At 62.3% G+C, this 18,059-nt stretch carries 13 protein-coding genes; 9 read left to right on the forward strand and 4 right to left on the reverse strand.

The features are described from left to right. Positions 1-97: 97 nt before the first annotated feature. Positions 98-1,132 carry an extracellular solute-binding protein gene (locus tag WMW70_RS13655; RefSeq protein WP_341438031.1) on the forward strand — a complete coding sequence of 345 codons (1,035 nt, stop codon included), beginning with the start codon at positions 98-100 and terminating at the stop codon, positions 1,130-1,132. After that, the gene (locus WMW70_RS13660; RefSeq protein ID WP_341438032.1) at positions 1,129-2,802 is read left to right on the forward strand and encodes a diguanylate cyclase domain-containing protein; all 1,674 of its coding nucleotides are present in this window, start codon (positions 1,129-1,131) and stop codon (positions 2,800-2,802) included. The genes WMW70_RS13655 and WMW70_RS13660 overlap by 4 nt, the downstream gene beginning before the upstream one ends. 173 nt (positions 2,803-2,975) lie before the next feature. Here the strand turns inward: WMW70_RS13660 and WMW70_RS13665 are convergent, their stop codons facing one another. Continuing rightward, complete coding sequence (locus WMW70_RS13665) at positions 2,976-3,857, reverse strand: AraC family transcriptional regulator (RefSeq protein WP_341438033.1); 882 nt, start codon at positions 3,855-3,857, stop codon at positions 2,976-2,978. A 184-nt stretch (positions 3,858-4,041) separates the two neighbouring features. On the opposite strand from WMW70_RS13665, the gene WMW70_RS13670 reads away from it, so the two are divergent. From WMW70_RS13670 to mmsB, 6 genes are all read left to right on the forward strand, one after another. Continuing rightward, complete coding sequence (locus tag WMW70_RS13670; protein WP_341438034.1) at positions 4,042-5,535, forward strand: CoA-acylating methylmalonate-semialdehyde dehydrogenase; 1,494 nt, start codon at positions 4,042-4,044, stop codon at positions 5,533-5,535. A 117-nt stretch (positions 5,536-5,652) separates the two neighbouring features. After that, positions 5,653-6,900: an ABC transporter substrate-binding protein gene (locus WMW70_RS13675; protein ID WP_341438035.1), complete on the forward strand. Its 1,248-nt coding sequence runs from the start codon at positions 5,653-5,655 to the stop codon at positions 6,898-6,900. A gap of 6 nt (positions 6,901-6,906) precedes the next feature. Next, complete coding sequence (locus tag WMW70_RS13680) at positions 6,907-8,073, forward strand: isobutyryl-CoA dehydrogenase (protein WP_341438036.1); 1,167 nt, start codon at positions 6,907-6,909, stop codon at positions 8,071-8,073. 135 nt (positions 8,074-8,208) lie between these two features. Then, positions 8,209-9,027, forward strand: coding sequence for an enoyl-CoA hydratase (locus WMW70_RS13685; protein WP_341438037.1), 819 nt, complete (start codon positions 8,209-8,211; stop codon positions 9,025-9,027). Between the two features lie 44 nt (positions 9,028-9,071). Continuing rightward, complete coding sequence (locus tag WMW70_RS13690) at positions 9,072-10,175, forward strand: enoyl-CoA hydratase/isomerase family protein (RefSeq protein WP_341438057.1); 1,104 nt, start codon at positions 9,072-9,074, stop codon at positions 10,173-10,175. A 68-nt stretch (positions 10,176-10,243) separates the two neighbouring features. Beyond that, the gene (mmsB, locus tag WMW70_RS13695) at positions 10,244-11,128 is read left to right on the forward strand and encodes a 3-hydroxyisobutyrate dehydrogenase (protein ID WP_341438038.1); all 885 of its coding nucleotides are present in this window, start codon (positions 10,244-10,246) and stop codon (positions 11,126-11,128) included. A gap of 80 nt (positions 11,129-11,208) precedes the next feature. On the opposite strand, the gene WMW70_RS13700 is transcribed toward mmsB, so the two are convergent. Genes WMW70_RS13700 through WMW70_RS13710 form a run of 3 tightly spaced genes read right to left on the reverse strand, consistent with a single transcriptional unit; the run spans position 11,209 to position 16,097 of the window. Next, positions 11,209-12,513 (reverse strand): HlyD family type I secretion periplasmic adaptor subunit, encoded by a 1,305-nt coding sequence (locus tag WMW70_RS13700; protein WP_341438058.1) that lies wholly within the window; start codon positions 12,511-12,513, stop codon positions 11,209-11,211. A 58-nt stretch (positions 12,514-12,571) separates the two neighbouring features. Then, on the reverse strand, positions 12,572-14,728 hold the full coding sequence (locus WMW70_RS13705; RefSeq protein WP_341438039.1) for a type I secretion system permease/ATPase: 2,157 nt from the start codon (positions 14,726-14,728) through the stop codon (positions 12,572-12,574). 25 nt (positions 14,729-14,753) lie between these two features. After that, complete coding sequence (locus WMW70_RS13710) at positions 14,754-16,097, reverse strand: TolC family outer membrane protein (RefSeq protein WP_341438040.1); 1,344 nt, start codon at positions 16,095-16,097, stop codon at positions 14,754-14,756. Positions 16,098-16,408: 311 nt separating this feature from the next. On the opposite strand from WMW70_RS13710, the gene WMW70_RS13715 reads away from it, so the two are divergent. Beyond that, a partial coding sequence (locus WMW70_RS13715) for a retention module-containing protein (protein ID WP_341438041.1) occupies positions 16,409-18,059 on the forward strand: 1,651 nt, incomplete at its 3' end.

An 18,059-nucleotide genomic window follows, 5' to 3' on the forward strand; every position in this document is an offset into this window, starting at 1 on the left:
AAAGACAAAAAGCCTCTCTTCAAGCAAACAGGACCTGGGGCTTCTGCACTAGGCTACTAGTGACCTAGACTGTTGAAAAAACGCAAAGGCTATTACCGTGCCATTACGCTCGCTGATACCCATAGTTCTTTTATGCCTACTTAGCCTGCCGTTGCAGGCCAAGCAGTTGCTACGCATCCTGACATGGCCGGGCTATGCAGATGCGGATGTAGTCGCAGCCTTTGCCGAGCGCTACAACGCCGACGTAGAAGTCACACTTGTCGGCAACGATGACGAGCTACGACTTAAGCTGAGTAAGGATGGCGGCAAGCATTACGACGTAATTGCCGCCAACACTTCCGAAATCAACCACTTCGTTCAGCAGCAACTGCTGCAGCCCTTGCGCCTGGAGAATTTGCCCCGGCGCGGCGGCCAGCTGCAGCAGTTTCGTCAGCTCAACAACATCCCTGGCTTGATGCATGAAGGCCAGCACTATGGGATTCCTTATGTCTATGGCGAAATGGGGCTGATCTATAACCGCAAGATGATGAGCCGACCACCAAGCTCGATTAGCAGCCTCTGGGATCCGCAATGGCAAGGTCAAGTGCTGGCCTATGATGGCAGCAGCCACAGCTTCTCGCTGGCCCGCCAAGCCCTTGATAAACCACCCTTCGCCATACCCAACGAGGAGATGCCCGCCGCTATAGAGAAGCTGATTGAGCTACGACGTAACGTGCTGAGTTTTTATAGCTTACCGGAAGAGTCGGTCAGCCTGTTTACGCAAAACCCCGTTGCCCTGATGTATGCCAACTACGGTCGCCAGCAACTTAAGCTGTTGCAGGATGCAGGTGCCGATGTAGGTTACGTAATTCCCCGGGAAGGTGCATTTGCCTGGCTGGACTGTTGGGCCATTACGCGTACTACGCCCAACCGCGAGCTGGCTGAGCAATGGATCAACTACAGCCTTGAACCCCAAGTCAGCGGTGCCTTGACTGAGCGCCAGGGCTTGGAAAACACCCTGCGCGACCCGCAAACCGCAAACGCGCGCATGCACCTGATCTGGCTTGAACCTGTGACAAACGCCGAGCTGCGCGCCAAGCTCTGGCAATCCATACTGGCCGGGGAGCGCCCGGAAAACCTGGTGCAGCCTTGAAACTCAGCCTCGGCAACAAGCTCACCCTACTGCTCTGCTTGTTTGGCTTGCTGCTCAGCGGGCTGGCCAGTTATTACTCCCTGAGCAGCAGCAAACAAATCTTGATTGCTGCTGCCAAACGCGATCTTTTGGTGGCCAATCAGGTATTGGGGCGCAACCTCCAGATCAGCCTGGAGAACTTCGCCAATGACCTCAAGGTTCTCAGCACCCAGTCGCAACCGGTTGATGTGCTTGCAGACATGCCAAGGAGCAACAAAGAGCTTGCGGAGTTAACTCAGCTATTTACGTCCATGCTCAACGCACACCCCGAGTACCAGCGTATTCGCCTGATCGAAGCGAAAAACCATGGTTTGGAGCGCATCAACGTTGATCGCCACGGTCCAGTCGCCCCCAGCGCTTTACGCGAAAAGGGCCACTTCCCCTATGTGTTTAAAACGCTGAAGTTAATGCCGGGGCAACTGTTTTTTTCTGAGATAGCCCCTTCACGCCTTGATCCGGACAAGGCGCTGACACTTCACATAGCCAGCCCCATTTGGACAAACGACCAGCAAGTGCTTGGCCTGGTGGTACTGAGCATCAATATCAAGAAGCTATTCAGCCGTCTGCAGCGCGAGCTGCCCGACTACTATCAGTTGTTTCTGGCCAACAGTCAGGGCGAACTGCTGCTCAACCCTGAACGCAAAAAGTCCCAGGCCAAAGTCCAGGGCCCCAGCGTGATGATTCAAACCCAGCTGCCGGAACTGCTGGCTCTACTTGAAGGGCAAAGCACTAACACGCTCAGTATCCTGCCAGCCAAACGCGAGCAGCCGACCCGGCTAGCGGCCTTTACCACCGTCAGCATTGAAGCTGAGAGCAAGCATTTGCTGCTAGGCCTTGCAGTACCCGAGGAACATATTCTCGAAGCTTCTCGCCAGCTCGATCAGCGCCTGATACAGATCATCGTGGTTCTCAGCTTGCTCACCCTGTTGCTCTCACTGTGGCTGGCACGCAACATGATCCGACCACTGCATCAAATAGGCTTGGCGATAGCCCACTTCAGCGAAAACCTCAGCCTGCAGCCACTGCCAACCGAGCGCGGTGACGAACTCGGCAAGTTGGCCCGAGATATCCGCGCCATGCAGGAAAAAATCCTCACTCAGATCATCCAACTCAACAGCAACCAGAAAGAACTGCAGCGCATGGCGCACAACGACCCGTTGACCGATCTGCCCAATCGCCGCCTGTTTTTCGACCGCCTGCAACACGCCATCAGCAATGCCAAACGCAGCGGCAAGCTGTTGGGCCTGCTCTATGTTGACCTCGATCACTTCAAGGAAATCAACGATACCCATGGCCATGCCGCCGGTGACGAAGTACTGACCAACGTCGCTCACTTGCTCGGTTCGGTTACCCGCAGTGGCGACACCGTGGCCCGTATAGGTGGTGACGAGTTCGTCATACTCTTCGAGAACATCGAAAACCGCGCCACCCTGCTGGGCATTGCCCGGAAGTTATTGGACTTACTGCAAAACCGCCTGTTGATCGATGGCAAAGATCTGCAAGTGCGTGCCAGCCTCGGCATCAGCCTTTACCCGCAAGACGGCAGCGATGCGCAGACGCTTCTGCAAAATGCTGACCGCGCCATGTACAGCTCTAAACGTAGTGGTCGAAACACAATCTCAAGCGCCTGAAGAACTGCGCCTAAGCACTGCATGAGTTATGGGTTTGAGCATTCGCGCCTGCCCCTGCGCCCAATCTTGAACTCGAGAAAACCTGCCGCCTTGGCCGAGCGCCTGGTTTTGGCCGGCTAAACCAGCCAAGAACGAACATAACAGCCGCCAGCCTCCGCCGGGCAACCCCCAACCTAACCCTGATGCAACGCCCGGTAATGACTGGGTGCCATACCCACAACCTTGCGGAACAGCCGCGAGAAGTAATACACATCGTCATAACCCAACTGCTCTGCCACCTGGCGAATGCCCTGCTCGCCCTCGTCGAGCAGGCGGCAGGCGTGGGCCATTTTCAGCTGGATAAAATCCTGGATCGGCGCATGCCCGGTCAGGGCGCGATAGGTCTTGGCGAAGTGAAAGCGCGACAGCTTGAACTGCGCGGCCAGCTCATCGAGGTTCAGCGTGTCGTGCAAGTGGGCGCGCATCACCGCCTGCACCGCATCCACATCCAGCACCCGCCCGGATTTCAAGGTGGTGCGCGCCGGCAGCACGGCCAGGGAGGTGAGCAGCACCTGCAACTGGTGCGCGGCATGAACGAAGTGCGCCAGGTTCAGGCCCTGTTTGCGCAGGTTAAGCAAGGCATCGAACTCGGCCAGCAGGCGCGGCTGCACGCCGATACGCCACAACGGCCCCTTGCCCAGGGGCTTGAGAAAGTCCGTCACCAGCTCGCCATCAAAATGCACCCAGTACAGGGTCCAGGGCTTGTGCGCATCCGCGCCGTAAGCGTGGGCGACGCCCTTGGGTAACAGCAGCAGGTCGCCACCACTGACAGCTAATCGTCCATCCGCTGTCTCCAGCCAACCCTGACCGGCGCGGCAGTAGATCAGCAAGTGATCCTCCGGCTGCGGGCGATGCATGCGGTGGCCCAGCGCCTCGGGATAGTACCCCAGGGCCAGGGGATAACAGCCCTGCCCCAGGGGATGCTTTGCCAGCAGGCGGCGCAGCCTGGGTGGCGTAATAAAGCGCACGCCATTGGCCGGCAACGGCCAGTTGGAAGTATCGACAAAAGCGCGCATTGGGGTACTCAAGTAGCCCAGATGAAATCCGGGAGAAATGGTCCCGAATTTCATCCGGGCTACAAATGTAATCCCAAGATAGTCCATCTACAGCCCAAGATCGTCAATCCACAAAGCCGCACAGGGCAGCTATAACACTGACAAAACAACAATCGAGCCTACGCAGAGGTTCACCGGAGGACGCATGGCCAAGGCAATCCCACAGTTGATCGACGGTGAATGGCGCGAAAGCCGCGCCCGTGAATTTATCGAAGTCACCGACCCGGCGACTCAGGAAGTTCTGGCGCTGGCACCCAAGGCCACCGCCGAGGAAATCGAGGCGTCGATTGCCAGTGCCAAGGCAGCCTTCCTCACCTGGCGCGAAGTGCCAGTGTCGGATCGGGCGCGGGTGATGCTGCGTTATCAGCACCTGCTCAAGGAACACCACGACGAACTGGCCGAGATCCTCTCGGGCGAAACCGGCAAGACCCTGGCCGATGCCAAGGGCGATGTCTGGCGCGGTATCGAGGTGGTCGAGCAGGCCTGTAATATCGCCAGCCTGATGATGGGCGAGACCATGGAGAACGTGGCCCGCGATATCGACACCGCCAGCTGGATTCAGCCGCTTGGCGTATGCGTGGGCATCACCCCGTTCAACTTCCCGGCGATGATTCCGCTGTGGATGTTTCCCCTGGCCATCGCCGCCGGCAATACCTTTATTCTCAAGCCGTCGGAACAGGACCCGCTGACGCCCAATCGCCTGGCCGAGCTGTTTATCGAGGCCGGCGCGCCCAAGGGCGTATTGCAGGTGCTGCATGGCGCGCGCGAGGTGGTCGACAGCCTGCTGACCCACCCGGATATCCGCGCCATCTCCTTCGTCGGCTCGGTGCCGGTCGGCCAGCATATCTACCGCACCGGCACCGCTCACCTGAAGCGCGTGCAGGCTTTCGCCGGGGCCAAGAACCATATGGTGATCATGCCCGACGCCAACAAGCAGCAGGTGCTGAGCAACCTGGTCGGGGCCAGCTGCGGCGCGGCCGGGCAGCGTTGCATGGCAATCAGCGTGGCGGTGTTTGTCGGCGAATCAAAGCTGTGGATCGATGAGCTGCAGGCGCAGATGGCCGACCTGCAACCCGGCTACTGGACCGATGGCCACGCCGCCTTCGGCCCGCTGATCAGCCAGCAGGCCAAGCAGCGCGTGCTACGGCTGATCGCCGAGGGCAAGGCCGAAGGTGCCCAGTGCCTGCTGGACGGCTCGCACTGTGCAGTGGAAGGCTACCCCAATGGCAACTGGATCGGCCCGACGCTGTTTCGCGGGGTGACGACCAAGATGGGCCTGTACCGCGAAGAGATCTTCGGCCCGGTACTGGTGTGCATGGAAGTCGACACCTTGGAAGAGGCCATCGAACTGGTCAACGCCAGCCCCTACGGCAACGGCACCTCGATCTTCACCCGTTCCGGCGGCGCGGCCCGGCATTACCAGCACGCGGTGGAGGTCGGCCAGGTCGGCATCAACGTACCGGTGCCGGTGCCACTGCCGTTCTTCTCCTTTACCGGCTGGAAGGGCTCCTTCTACGGCGACCTGCACGCCTACGGCAAACAGGGTGTGCGCTTCTTTACCGAAACCAAGACGGTCACCAGCCGCTGGTTTGATGAAGACTCCGTCGCAGGCACCAATATGACCATCCAGCTGAAGTGAGAACTGGCCCTCTATTGACGCACTGCAATACCCGGTCCCTTAGACCAAAAGACAATGCCTCCCTGCTCGCCCTGGCCTCAAAGTCGGTCAGGCATAACTAGAACAAGGAGGATTGCAATGAAACGACTGACTGCCACCCTGGCCCTGTGGGCCGGGATCACTGCCGTTGCCCAGGCCGCAGAGCCGATCACCCTCGGTCTCAACTACCCGCGCACCGGCCCTTATAAGGAAGAAGGTTTGGCCCAGATGCGCGGTGCCTTGCTGGCCATAGACGAGCTGAACGAGCGCGGCGGCGTGCTTGGCCGACCGCTGCGCCTGTCCAGCAAGGACACCGCCTCGCGCCCGGCCAAGGCCGAGCGCAATGTCGACAAACTGGCCGCCGAAGGTGCGGCCATGCTGTTCGGCGGTTCCTCCAGCGCGGTGGCCATTGCCGCCGGCAAGCGCGCCGCCCAGCATGGCCTGCTGTACTTCGGCACCCTCACCTATTCCAACGACACCACCGGCAAGGACGGCCACCGCTATATGTTCCGCGAGTGCAACAACGCCTGGATGAGCGCCTACGCCCTCGGTGGTTACCTGAGCAAGCACCTGCCGAACAAGGATTACTTCTACGTCACCGCCGATTACACCTGGGGCCACACCTCGGAAAGCTCGCTGCGCCAGACCACCGGCAGTACGGACCAGGGCAAGCACCCGGGGGTCAAGGTGCCCTTCCCCGGCGCGCGCATGGCCGACTACCAGAACGCCCTGACCCAGGCCGCCGCCAGCCAGGCACAGGTGCTGGTCCTGGTGCTGTTCGGCGAAGACCTGGTGCGCGCCATGCGCATCGCCCAGAACCTGGGCCTGACCAAGCGCATGCAGATCGTCGCACCCAACCTGACCCAGCATATGGTCGAACAGGCCGGCCCGGGGATCATGCAGGGCGTACTCGGCACCGAACCCTGGACCTGGCGCGTACCGCCCCTGGAGAAATCCGCTCGCGGTGAAGCCTTCGTCAAGGATTTCAGCCAGCGCTACGAGATGTACCCCTCCAGCTCTGCGGCCTCGGCCTACAGCATCGTCTATCAGTGGGCCGATGCCGTGCAGCGGAGCAAGAGCCTGGACAGCGAAGCGCTGATCAAGGCCCTGGAAAACCACAGCTACAGCCTGCTCAAGGACAAGCAAGAGTGGCGCGCCTTCGATCACCAGAACGCACAGACGGTCTATGTCGTCCAGGTCAAGAGCCGCGACGAGGTGATGAGCGACCCGCTCAAACAGGACTACTTCAGCATCGTCGACCGCCTCGACGGCTCCCAGGCGGCACCCAGCCTAGCCGCCTGGCAGGCCGAACGACGCGCCGCCGGACAGCCCCCTACCCTGCAATGAGGACTTATGGATTTCGAACTCAGCGATGAACAACGCCTGCTGGTAGACAGCGCCCGCGCCTTTGCCGCGCGAGAACTGGCCCCCCATGCCGGCGACTGGGACCGCGACCATCACTTCCCAGTGGACGTGATCAGGCGCGCCGCCGAACAAGGCTACCTGGCTCTCTATCTCAAGGAAGAGGATGGTGGCCTGGGCCTGTCGCGGTTGTCCTCGGCGCTGATCTTCGAACAACTGGCGGCGGGTTGTGTCGCCACCACCGCCTTTATCACCATCCACAACATGGCGACCTGGATGCTCGCCTCCTTCGCCGACCAGGCGCTCAAGGATGCCTGGCTGCCGCGCCTGGCCAGCGGCGAACTGCTGGCCTCCTATTGTCTGACCGAGCCGGATGCCGGCTCCGACGCCGCCCACCTGCGCACCCGCGCCAAACGTGACGGTGAGGACTATGTGCTCGATGGCAGCAAATGCTTTATCTCCGGCGCAGGCTCAACCGATGTGCTGATCGTGATGGCGCGCAGCGGCGAGGACAGCGGTGCCAAGGGCATTTCCTGCTTTCTGGTGCCGGCCGACGCCCCAGGGGTGAAATACGGCCGCAACGAATTGAAGATGGGCTGGCGCGCTCAGCCTACCCGCACCATCAGTTTCGAAGGCGTGCGCATTCCCGCCGGCAACCGCATCGGCCCCGAGGGCCAGGGCTTTGTCTATGCGATGAAGGGCCTGGATGGCGGCCGGATCAATATCGCCAGCTGCTCGCTGGGCGCGGCCCAGGCGGCGCTGGAGCAATCGCTGCGCTACGTGGAAGAACGCAAACAGTTCGGCAAGCCTCTCAGCGAGTTCCAGGCCCTGCAGTTCAAGCTGGCCGACATGCTCACCGACTTGACAGCGAGCCGGCAGATGGTCCGCCTGGCCGCGCACAAGCTTGATCAGGGCCACGGTGAAGCCAGCCTGTACTGCGCCATGGCCAAGCGCTTCGCCACCGACCACTGTTTCAACCTGTGCAATGAGGCATTGCAACTGCATGGCGGCTACGGTTATCTCAATGACTACCCGCTGGAGCGCTGGGTGCGCGACAGCCGGGTGCACCAGATACTGGAAGGCACCAACGAAATCATGCGGGTGATCATCGCCCGCCGCCTGCTCGATCAAGGCGGCATGCTTGATCGCCTACTATAGCTTTTATCCCCTCTCCCCTCCGGGGAGAGGGTTAGGGTGAGGGGCGAAGCCGCCCCGCACACCTCACGTCCCCTACGAGGGCCGCCCCTGCCTCTCTCCCGGAGGGCGAGGGGAGAAAAAACGACGAGGAATCCTATGAGCCACGCCATCGAAGCCTACCACCCCGGCCTGTTCGACCTGACCCACAAGCTCACCGTGGAAAAGCACGGCCATACCGCGCTGATCACCATCAATCAGCCGCCGGCCAACACCTGGGACCGCGACTCGCTGATCGGCCTCAAGCAGCTGATCGAGCACCTCAACCACGACGACGAGATCTACGCCCTGGTGATTACCGGCCAGGGCGGCAAGTTCTTCAGCGCCGGGGCCGACCTCAAGCTGTTCGCCGATGGCGACAAGGCCCGCGCCCGGGAAATGGCCCGGCGCTTCGGCGAAGCCTTCGAGGCGCTGCGGGACTTCCGCGGCGTGTCGATTGCCGCGATCAACGGCTATGCCATGGGCGGTGGCCTGGAATGTGCCCTGGCCTGTGATATCCGCATCGCCGAGCGCCAGGCGCAGATGGCCCTGCCGGAAGCCACGGTGGGCTTGTTGCCCTGCGCCGGCGGCACCCAAGCGCTGAGCTGGCTGGTGGGCGAAGGCTGGGCCAAGCGCATGATTCTCTGCGGCGAACGCCTGGATGCGGAAACCGCCCTGCGTATCGGCCTAGTCGAGCAGGTGGTCGATACCGGCGAATCGCGCGGCCATGCCCTGCTGCTGGCGGCCAGGGTGGCACGACAGAGCCCGGTGGCGGTACGCACCATCAAGCCGCTGATCCAGGGCGCGCGCGAACGCAATCCGAACACCTGGCTCAGTGAGGAGCGCGAGCGCTTTGTCGACCTGTTCGACGCCGACGACACCCGCGAAGGGGTCAACGCCTTTCTGGAAAAACGCGAGCCGCAGTGGCGCAATAAATAAGCCTATTCCCGCAGGGTGCGCCGTGCGCACCAGGAACTTTGATGATGAACGTGCAATTCGAAGAACGCCCAGCCCTCCACGGTATGCGCATTGGCATCGCCAGCCTGGATGCCCCGGGCAGCCTCAACGCCCTGTCGTTGCCGATGATCGAAGCGCTGGATGCCAGGCTCAAGGCCTGGGCGGATGATCCGGGCATCGCCTGCGTGCTGCTGCGCGGCAACGGGCCAAAGGCCTTCTGCGCCGGCGGCGATGTGGTGCAGCTGGTGCAGCAGTGCCGCGAGCATCCCGGCCAGGTGCCGCCCCTGGCGCGACGCTTCTTTGCCGATGAATACCGCCTCGACCATCGCATCCATAGCTACCCCAAACCCTTTATCTGCTGGGCCCACGGCCATGTGCTGGGCGGCGGCATGGGCCTGATGCAGGGCGCGGGAATCCGCATCGTCACCCCCAGCAGCCGCCTGGGCATGCCGGAAATCAATATCGGTCTGTACCCCGATGTGGGTGGCAGCTGGTTTCTCGCCCGCCTGCCGGGCAAGCTCGGCCTGTTCCTCGGCCTCACCGCCAGCGGCATCAATGGCCGCGACGCCCTGGACCTGGACCTGGCCGACCGTTTCCTGCTCGACACCCAGCAGGACGACCTGCTCGAAGGCCTGGTGCAGCTGAACTGGCTGGAACAGCCGCAGCTGCAACTGCACAGCCTGCTCCAGGCCCTGGAGGCCGACGCCCGCGACGAGCTGCCGGAAGCCCAGTGGCTGCCGCGCCGCCCACGCATCGACGCCCTGCTCGACCAGGCCGATCTGCCCCTCGCCTGGCGCGCACTGAGTGCCCTGCAGGGCGACAGCGACCTGCTGCTGGCGCGCGCAGCCAAGACCCTCAACGGCGGCTGCCCGCTGACCGGGCACCTGGTCTGGGAACAGATCCACCGCGCCAAGCGCTTGTCCCTGGCCGAGGTGTTCCGCATGGAATATGCCCTTAGCCTGAACTGCTGCCGCCACCCGGAATTCCCCGAGGGCGTGCGCGCACGGCTGATCGACAAGGACCAGGCACCGCGCTGGCACTGGCCGGATGTGGCGGCCATCCCGCATGAGGTGATCGAGGCGCACTTCGAGGTGGTCTGGGAAGGCGAGCATCCGCTGGCGGATCTATAGGCGTGCCGCGCGCAGCAAACAATGGAATCTTGGTGCGCACAGCGCACCCTACGAGGAGGGCAACAACCATGACCCAGATCGCTTTTATCGGCCTCGGCCATATGGGCCTGCCCATGGCGCGCAATCTGCTCAAGGCCGGCTTCAACCTGAAGGTCTTCGACCTGCTGCAAGCCGCCATCGAGGACCTGGCCAAAGACGGTGCGCACGCTGCCAGCAGCGCGCTGGATGCGGTGCAGGACGCCGATGTGGTGGTCAGCATGCTGCCCGCCAGTCGTCATGTGGAGGGCCTGTATCTGGGTGATGCTGGCCTGCTCACCGCTCTCAAGCCCGGCACCCTGGTGCTGGAGTGCTCGACTATCGCCCCGGAGTCCGCGCGCAAGGTGCACCAGGCTGCCAGCGCGCGAGGCATCGAGATGCTCGACGCGCCGGTGTCCGGCGGTACCGCCGGGGCCGCAGCCGGCACCCTGACCTTTATGGTCGGTGGCGCGGCCGCCACCCTGGCCAAGGCTCACGCCATCTTCGCCGCCATGGGCAGCAATATTTTCCATGCCGGCCCCGACGGAGCCGGCCAGGTGGCCAAGGTGTGCAACAACCAGGTGCTGGCGGTACAGATGATCGCCACCGCCGAAGCCATGGCCATGGGCGTGGCCAGCGGCCTGGAGCCGGGCGTACTGGCCGAGATCATGCGCCAGAGCTCGGGCGGCAACTGGACCCTGGAGAAGTACAATCCCTGGCCCGGGGTCATGGAAAACGCTCCGGCGTCCAGGGGTTACTCGGGCGGTTTTATGGCCGAACTGATGGCCAAGGATCTGGGCCTGGCCCAGGAAACCGCCCAGGTCAGCGGCAGCAGCACGCCCATGGGCGCACTGGCCTTGCAGCTCTACCGCCTGCTGCTCAAGCAGGGCAAGGGCAAGCAGGACTTCTCGGTGGTGCAGCAGCTGTTTGTCGAGTAGACCTACCCTAGGGTGTGCCGTGCGCACCAAGAGCGTTCGGTAGCGCCTGGTGCGCACAGCACACCCTATGTAGATCCGCCCTACCGCTCGCGCAGGGCCTCGGCGCGGGCGCGGATAATTGGCTTGAGCAGGTAATTGAGCACGCTCTTCTTGCCGGTGATGATGTCCACCGAGGCAACCATGCCGGGAATGATCAACAGCGGATTGGCCTCGCTGCCCAGGTGACTCTTGTTGGTACGCAGCTTGATCACATAGAAGCTGTTGCCATCATCGTCGGTCACGGTGTCGGCACCGATCTGTTCCAGCTCGGCCTTGAGCCCGCCGTAGATGGTGTAGTCGTAGGCGGTGAACTTGACCATCGCCTCCTGCCCGGGGTGCAGGAAGGCGATGTCCTGGGGACGGATGCGCGCCTCCACCAGCAGGTTCTCGCCCAGCGGCACGATCTCCACCAAATCGCTGCCGGGCTGGATCACTCCGCCAATGGTGTTGACCAGGAGCTGCTTGACGATGCCGCGTACCGGCGAAATCACCAAGGTGCGGTTGACCCGGTCCTCCAGCGCCTTGCCGGTTGACTGGATCTTGCTCAGCTCGGTGCGTGCCTCGTTGAGCTGGGTCAGGGCTTCGCTGCGAAAGCGTCCACGGGTTTCGTCGATCTTGCGCTCGACTTCCTTGATCGCCGCCTCGGCTCGGGGCATTGCCAGGGTGGTGGCGTCCAATTGGCCGCGCGCTTCCACTTCGGCGCGCTTGAGGCGCAGTACCTCCACCGGGGAAATCGCGCCCTCGGCCACCAGCGGCTCGGACATGCGAATTTCCTGGCGCAGCAGGTTGAGGCTGTTGCGGAACTGACCCTGCTTGGAGGCAAACTCGCGCAGCTCCTGCTGACGCTGGATCAGCTGCTCCTCCAAACCTGCCACCTCGTTGAGCAGTTGCTGCTTACGACTGTTGAACAGTTGGATTTCGTTGTCGGCCTGGCGCGGTACTTTCTCGCGCACCTCATCGGCAACCACCAGCTCGCGGTCCTGCACTTCGGCGCTAAGGCGCTCGACGCGCAGCAGCAATGCCAGGCGATCGGCTTCGGTTTCGCCGACATTGGAAGCGAAACGGGTGTCGTCCAGGCGCAGCAGCGGATCGCCGATATCGACGATCTGCCCTTCGCGGACAAACAGCTCGGCAACGATGCCGCCTTCCAGGTTCTGGATCTTCTGCAGGCGCGACGACGGAATCGCCTTGCCATCGCCGCGGGTCACTTCATCGACCACGGCGAAGTTGGCCCACAGCAGGCAGAAGACGAAGAAGGCGATCAGGCTCCAGATGGTCAGGCGCACCACCCGTGGCGCATCTTCGATCAACGCCTTGCTGACTTCCGGCAGGGGCTCGTCGCCCATGGCATCGCGGCTGCCGAAATAGGCACCCAGGGACTCCCGCAGACCTTTGCCCGGTTGTTTAGCTGACACTGATCTGCCCCTTCTTCAGCGCTTCCATCACGCTCCCTTTAGGACCGTCGGCGATGATCTGCCCGCGGTCGACGATGATCAGGCGATCCACCAGGCTGAGCATCGAGGCGCGGTGGGTCACCAGCAGCAGAGTTTTAGTGCCGATCACTGCAGACAAGCGCTGCTTGAGGCGCTCTTCACCGCTGTTGTCCATGGCGCTGGTCGGCTCGTCGAGCAGCAGGATAGGCGGGTCGAGCAACAGCGCGCGAGCCAGGGCGATATTCTGCCGCTGGCCGCCGGAAAGGTTCTGCCCGCGTTCACCGACCTGCAGTTCATAGCCCTTGGGGTGCAGGCGAGCGAACTCATGCACGCCGGCCAGCTCGGAGGCCTGCAACACCAGTTCGTCCTCGACGTAACGGGCACCGGACACCAGGTTGTCGCGCAGGGTGCCGCTGAACAGCTGGATGTCCTGGGGCACATAGCCGATGTTGTAGCGCAGGTCGCTGACATCCAGCTGGCGCACATCGATGCCGTCCACCAGCAGGCTGCCGCCGTCTGGCTGATAAAGGCCAACGATCAGCTTGGCCAGGGAGCTCTTGCCCGAGCCGCTGCGACCGATAATGCCGATCTTCTCCCCGGGCCGGACCACCAGACTGATCTTCTGCAGGGCGGCCTGCTGCTGGTCGGGATAGTGAAAGTCCACCTGACGGAACTCCACCGCCCCTTGCAGCGACTGGCGCTTGAGCGGGCGCTCGTCCTCGTGGCGCTCCTGGGGCAATTCCATCATCTGGTTGACCGATTCCAGGGTCACCTTGGCCTGCTGGTAGCGGGTCAGCAATCCGGAAATCTGCGTCAACGGGCCCAGGGCGCGGCTGCTGAGCATATAGCAGGCGATCAGTCCGCCCATGCTCAGGTTGCCGGCCATGATCTGGTAAACGCCGAGCACGATAACCACCACCCCGGCCAGCTGCTGCAGCAGCATGGTCGAGTTCATCGCCAGGCTGGACAGCATGCGCGCACGCAGCTCCAGGCGGCTGAGGGTGCCGATGGTCTGCTCCCAGATATATTGACGCTCGCTTTCGGCGTTGTTGACCTTGACCGCATCCAGCCCGGCCAGGCTCTCGATCAGACTGGACTGGCGTTCGGCAGCCAGGGCCATGCTGCGCTGCATGGTGTCGGCCAGGGGCCGCTGCAAAGCCCAGCCGATCAGCGCCACCAGGGGGAAGGCGAGAATCGGAATCCACACCAGATGACCGCCGATCATGGCGATTACCGCCAGAATCAGCAGGGTAAACGGCAGGTCGATCACGCTGGCCAGAGTCAGGGAGGCGAGGAAATCGCGCAGGCTCTGAAACTCGTGAATATTCTGAGCGAAGCTGCCGACCCGCGCCGGCCGAAACTTCATGGCCATGCCGACGATGCGCTCGAACAGCGTGGCGCTGATGATCAGGTCAGTCTTCTTGCCCGCCAGGTCCAGACACAGCCCGCGCAGGGTCTTGAGCAGCAGGTCGAAGAAGAACACCCCGGTGATGCCAATGGCCATGACCCAGAGGGTGGCTTCGGCCTGGTTGGGCACCACCCGGTCGTACACGTTCATCACGAACAGCGGCGTGGCCAGGCCGATCAGGTTGATCAGAAAACTCGCCGCGATGGCATCGATATACAACCAGCGCGAGCGTTTCAGGGTGTCGCGAAACCAGGACGTGGCGCGCGGAATCAGCTCGCCACGGTTGAAGTCGAATTTGTGCAACGGCTGGGCGAAGAACACCTGACCGCTGTAGTCCTTGGCCAGCACTTCAGCATTGACCCGCACCTCGCCGCCCTCGCTCTCGCTGGGCATGACTCGGGCACGGCCCTGCTCGTCCCAGCCGAGCAGCAAGGCACTACGACCCTCGCGCAGCAGCAGCAGGGCTGGCATTGCCAGTTCGGGAATCTTGTCCAGGCCACGGCGCAACCAGCGCCCCTGCAAACCGGCGCGCGCAGCGGCGCGGGCCAGCAGCTCAGGGCTCAGGCGTTGCTCCGGCAGCGGCAAGCCGGCCGTGAGCATGGCGCGGCTGACCGACTTCTGGTGCAGGCTGCACAGCGACAGCAGGCTGTCTAGCAGAGGGTCATCGTAGCGATCGCGCGGATCGCTGCGGGTCTGGGTCTGACTAAGGTCTACTGCCACAGGCTTTACTCATCAACGACGGGGCTCAATTGAGGCCGGGCAGACTGGCCTTGGCCTTGACTTCGTCCAGCGGTGCAGCGGCCATTGGCGCAACTACACCCTGGCTTTTGAGCAGGGAGCCCATGGTGGCCTTGATCCGGTATTGAGTAAACAACTCGGTGAAGCGCACCTCCTCCAGACGGCGAGCGGCGGTGAACAGTTCGTTCTCGCTGTCGAGCAGATCCAGCAGGGTACGGTCGCCCAGGCTGAACTGCTTCTGGTAGGACTCGCGTACCCGGCTGCTGTAATCGACGTACTGCTGGGCAATCGGCAGTTGCTGACGAGCGTTCTGCAGGGCATTCCAGGCCAGCCCCAGGTCTTCATTAAGCACACGCAGGGCGTTGTTGCGAATGTCCATGGCCTGATTGACCTGGTGGGACTTGGACTGCAGATCGGCCTTGTTGCTGCCACCGGCGAACAGGTTGTAGCGCATGTTCACCATTGCCCGCCATTCGTTGCTGTGGCCTGCGGTACCGTCCAGATTGTTGTCCATACTGCGCGACAGCTCGGCATCGAAGCGCGGGTAGAAGGTCGATTTAGACGCTTCATACTGCTGTTCGGTAGCCTGCACATCGGCCTCGGCCGAACTGAGGAAGGGGTTGTTCTGGAGCATTTCCTCGCGGGCCGCCGGCAGGCTCTCCGGCAGGGTTGCGGTCAGGTTCTGGGGCAGGCTCAGCTCGCTGGCATCGCGGCCCACGGCGCTGAAGTAATTGACCTGGGCGTCGGCCAGGTTGGTCTGTTCGGTAATCAGGTTGTTGCGCGCCTGGGCCAGACGCGCTTCGGCCTGATCGAGGTCGGCCATGCGCCCGACGCCGCGCTGGCTGCGCAGGTTGATCTGATCGTAGATACGCTCGTGGCTGTGCAGGTTGTCTTCGGCCAGACGCACCATTTCCTGGCGCTTGAGCACTTCCAGATAGACCTCGGCCACGGTCAGCGCGGTGCGCTCGGAAGTCCCCAGCAGCTCATAGGCGCGGGCATTGACGGTGGCGCGCTGGCGGCCTACTTCGCTGCTGGTGGCAAAGCCGTCGAACAGCATCTGCTGCAAACGCAGGCTCGACTCGCCGCGGGTCAGGGTCTCGCTGTTGTGCGTGCTGCCACGGGTGCCAGGGCTGTCGGTGTACTCGCGACCATAGCCGGCCAACAGGTCGACCTGGGGCAGGTAACCGCCTTTGGCCGCCTTCATCTGCTCCTCTACCGACAACCGCGAATTGATCCCGGCCTGGATTTCCGGATGCACCTCGATGGCACTCTGCATGGCCTCGGTGAGGGTTTGACCATGGGCCGCCACGGAAACTGCCAGAGCGAGGGGAACGAGTACTAGAAAACGCATTGAATAAAATTCCTTTTCGGCAGAGCTGACTGCCAGGTGACGAATTAGCGGTGCGCTAGAGCAGGATCAAGACGACCTGCCAGCCAGTGCTTTTACCACGGCAGGAAGTCGGTTAAATATCAAAGTGACATCACGGCGCGCATTCTTTATTATCGCGAGCAAGCGGTCAATAGTTTGGCACAACCCTAATTCCAAAACGGAATAAGCCAAATTACCGGCGACAAAATATTGTCGTACAGACCCATCGAATCTGAACCAATGCCTTACTCGCCTCGCCACCCTTTTAAGCATGAGTACACGGAGCAGTATCTATGAGCACCATCGTCGCCATCGTCAAAAGCCTTGTAGGTCAAGTATTCGCAGTTTCCCTCGACGGCCTTAAGCGGCAGATATTCGAGGGCGAACGTGTGCTCCAGGGCGAACAGGTACTGACCGGCCTGGGCGGCGAAGTCACTCTGCAACTGGCCAATGGCGAAGTGCTCAGCGTTGCCCAGAACAGCAACTGGCAGGCAGGCCAGGCCGAACCGGCAGACTCCGCGCAAGCGCCGGCATCCGAACTCGAACAAGCCATCGCCGCGGGCCTCGACCCCACCACCGAACTCGAAGCAACTGCGGCGGGCGCGGGTACTGGTGGCGGCACAGGCGGCGCAGCAGGCGGTGGCCATAGTTTTGTAATGCTCGACGAAACGGGCGGCCAACTGGAAGCCGAGATCGGCTTCGAGACCTCTGGTTTGGGCCTGGGCGGCGGCGTTCAGGATGAAGTCGACGGTCTGACCGGAGAAACCGGCGATGCAGATCCTGTAGATCCTGTAGATCCAGTGAATCCAACAGCCCCGAGCCTGAACCTGCTGGTCGACAGCGGTGTCGCCGACGACCTGATCACCAATAATGGTTCCTACAGCATTGGCGGTGTCGCGCCAGGTGCCACCGTCGAATACAGCACCGACGGCACGAACTGGAGCACAACTCCACCCGTAGCACTGGAAGGCAGCAACACGATTCTGGTACGCCAGACTGACGTCGCCGGCAACACTTCGCCGAGCAGCAGCCTGACCTTTACCCTCGACACCACCGCCAGCATCACCGTTAGCCTGGATGACGTGAACAGCGCCAACGTTGCCAATGCACCGATCTCCGGCACCTCCGATGTCGGCCCTGGCCGCACGGTGACCCTGACGATCACTGACGCCAATGGCAACACCGTTACCACCACCGCCATCACTGGTACCGACGGCAACTACAGCACGACCGCAGACCTCAGCAACCTGGCTGATGGCGGTCTCAGCGTGACTGCCAGCGTCACCGATATCGCCGGTAACAGTGCCAGCGCAACTGACGGCGTTAGCCTTCTTGATACAAATCTCCCGACCCTGGTCATCAGCGCCGCCGACAGCAACCTCGCCGCCGGTGAAAGCACCACCATCACCTTCCAGTTCAGCGAAGCGGTCAGTGGTTTTGAGTTGGGCGATGTCAGCGTCGCCGGCGGCAGCCTGAGCGATTTCACCCAGATCGATGCCGACACCTGGACCGCCACCTTTACCCAGAGCGGCAGCGACACTCCGAGCATCAGCGTCGCCAACGATCAGTACACCGACCTGGCCGGCAACAACGGCAGCGGTGACGACCTGACCCTGGCCGCCGACACCACCGCTCCGACCCTGGTCATCAGCGCCGCCGACAGCAACCTCGCCGCCGGTGAAAGCACCACCATCACCTTCCAGTTCAGCGAAGCGGTGGCCGGCTTCGACGCCAGCGACGTGACCGTTGCAGGCGGTAGCCTGAGCAACTTCACCCAGGTCGATGCCGACACCTGGACCGCCACCTTTACCCAGAGTGGCAGCGACACCCCGAGCATCAGCGTCGCCAACGATCAGTACACCGACCTGGCCGGCAACAACGGCAGCGGCGATGACCTGACCCTGGCCGCCGACACCACCGCTCCGACCCTGGTCATCAGCGCCG

This window comes from Pseudomonas sp. XK-1 (assembly GCF_038069885.1).
GTDB lineage: Bacteria > Pseudomonadota > Gammaproteobacteria > Pseudomonadales > Pseudomonadaceae > Aquipseudomonas.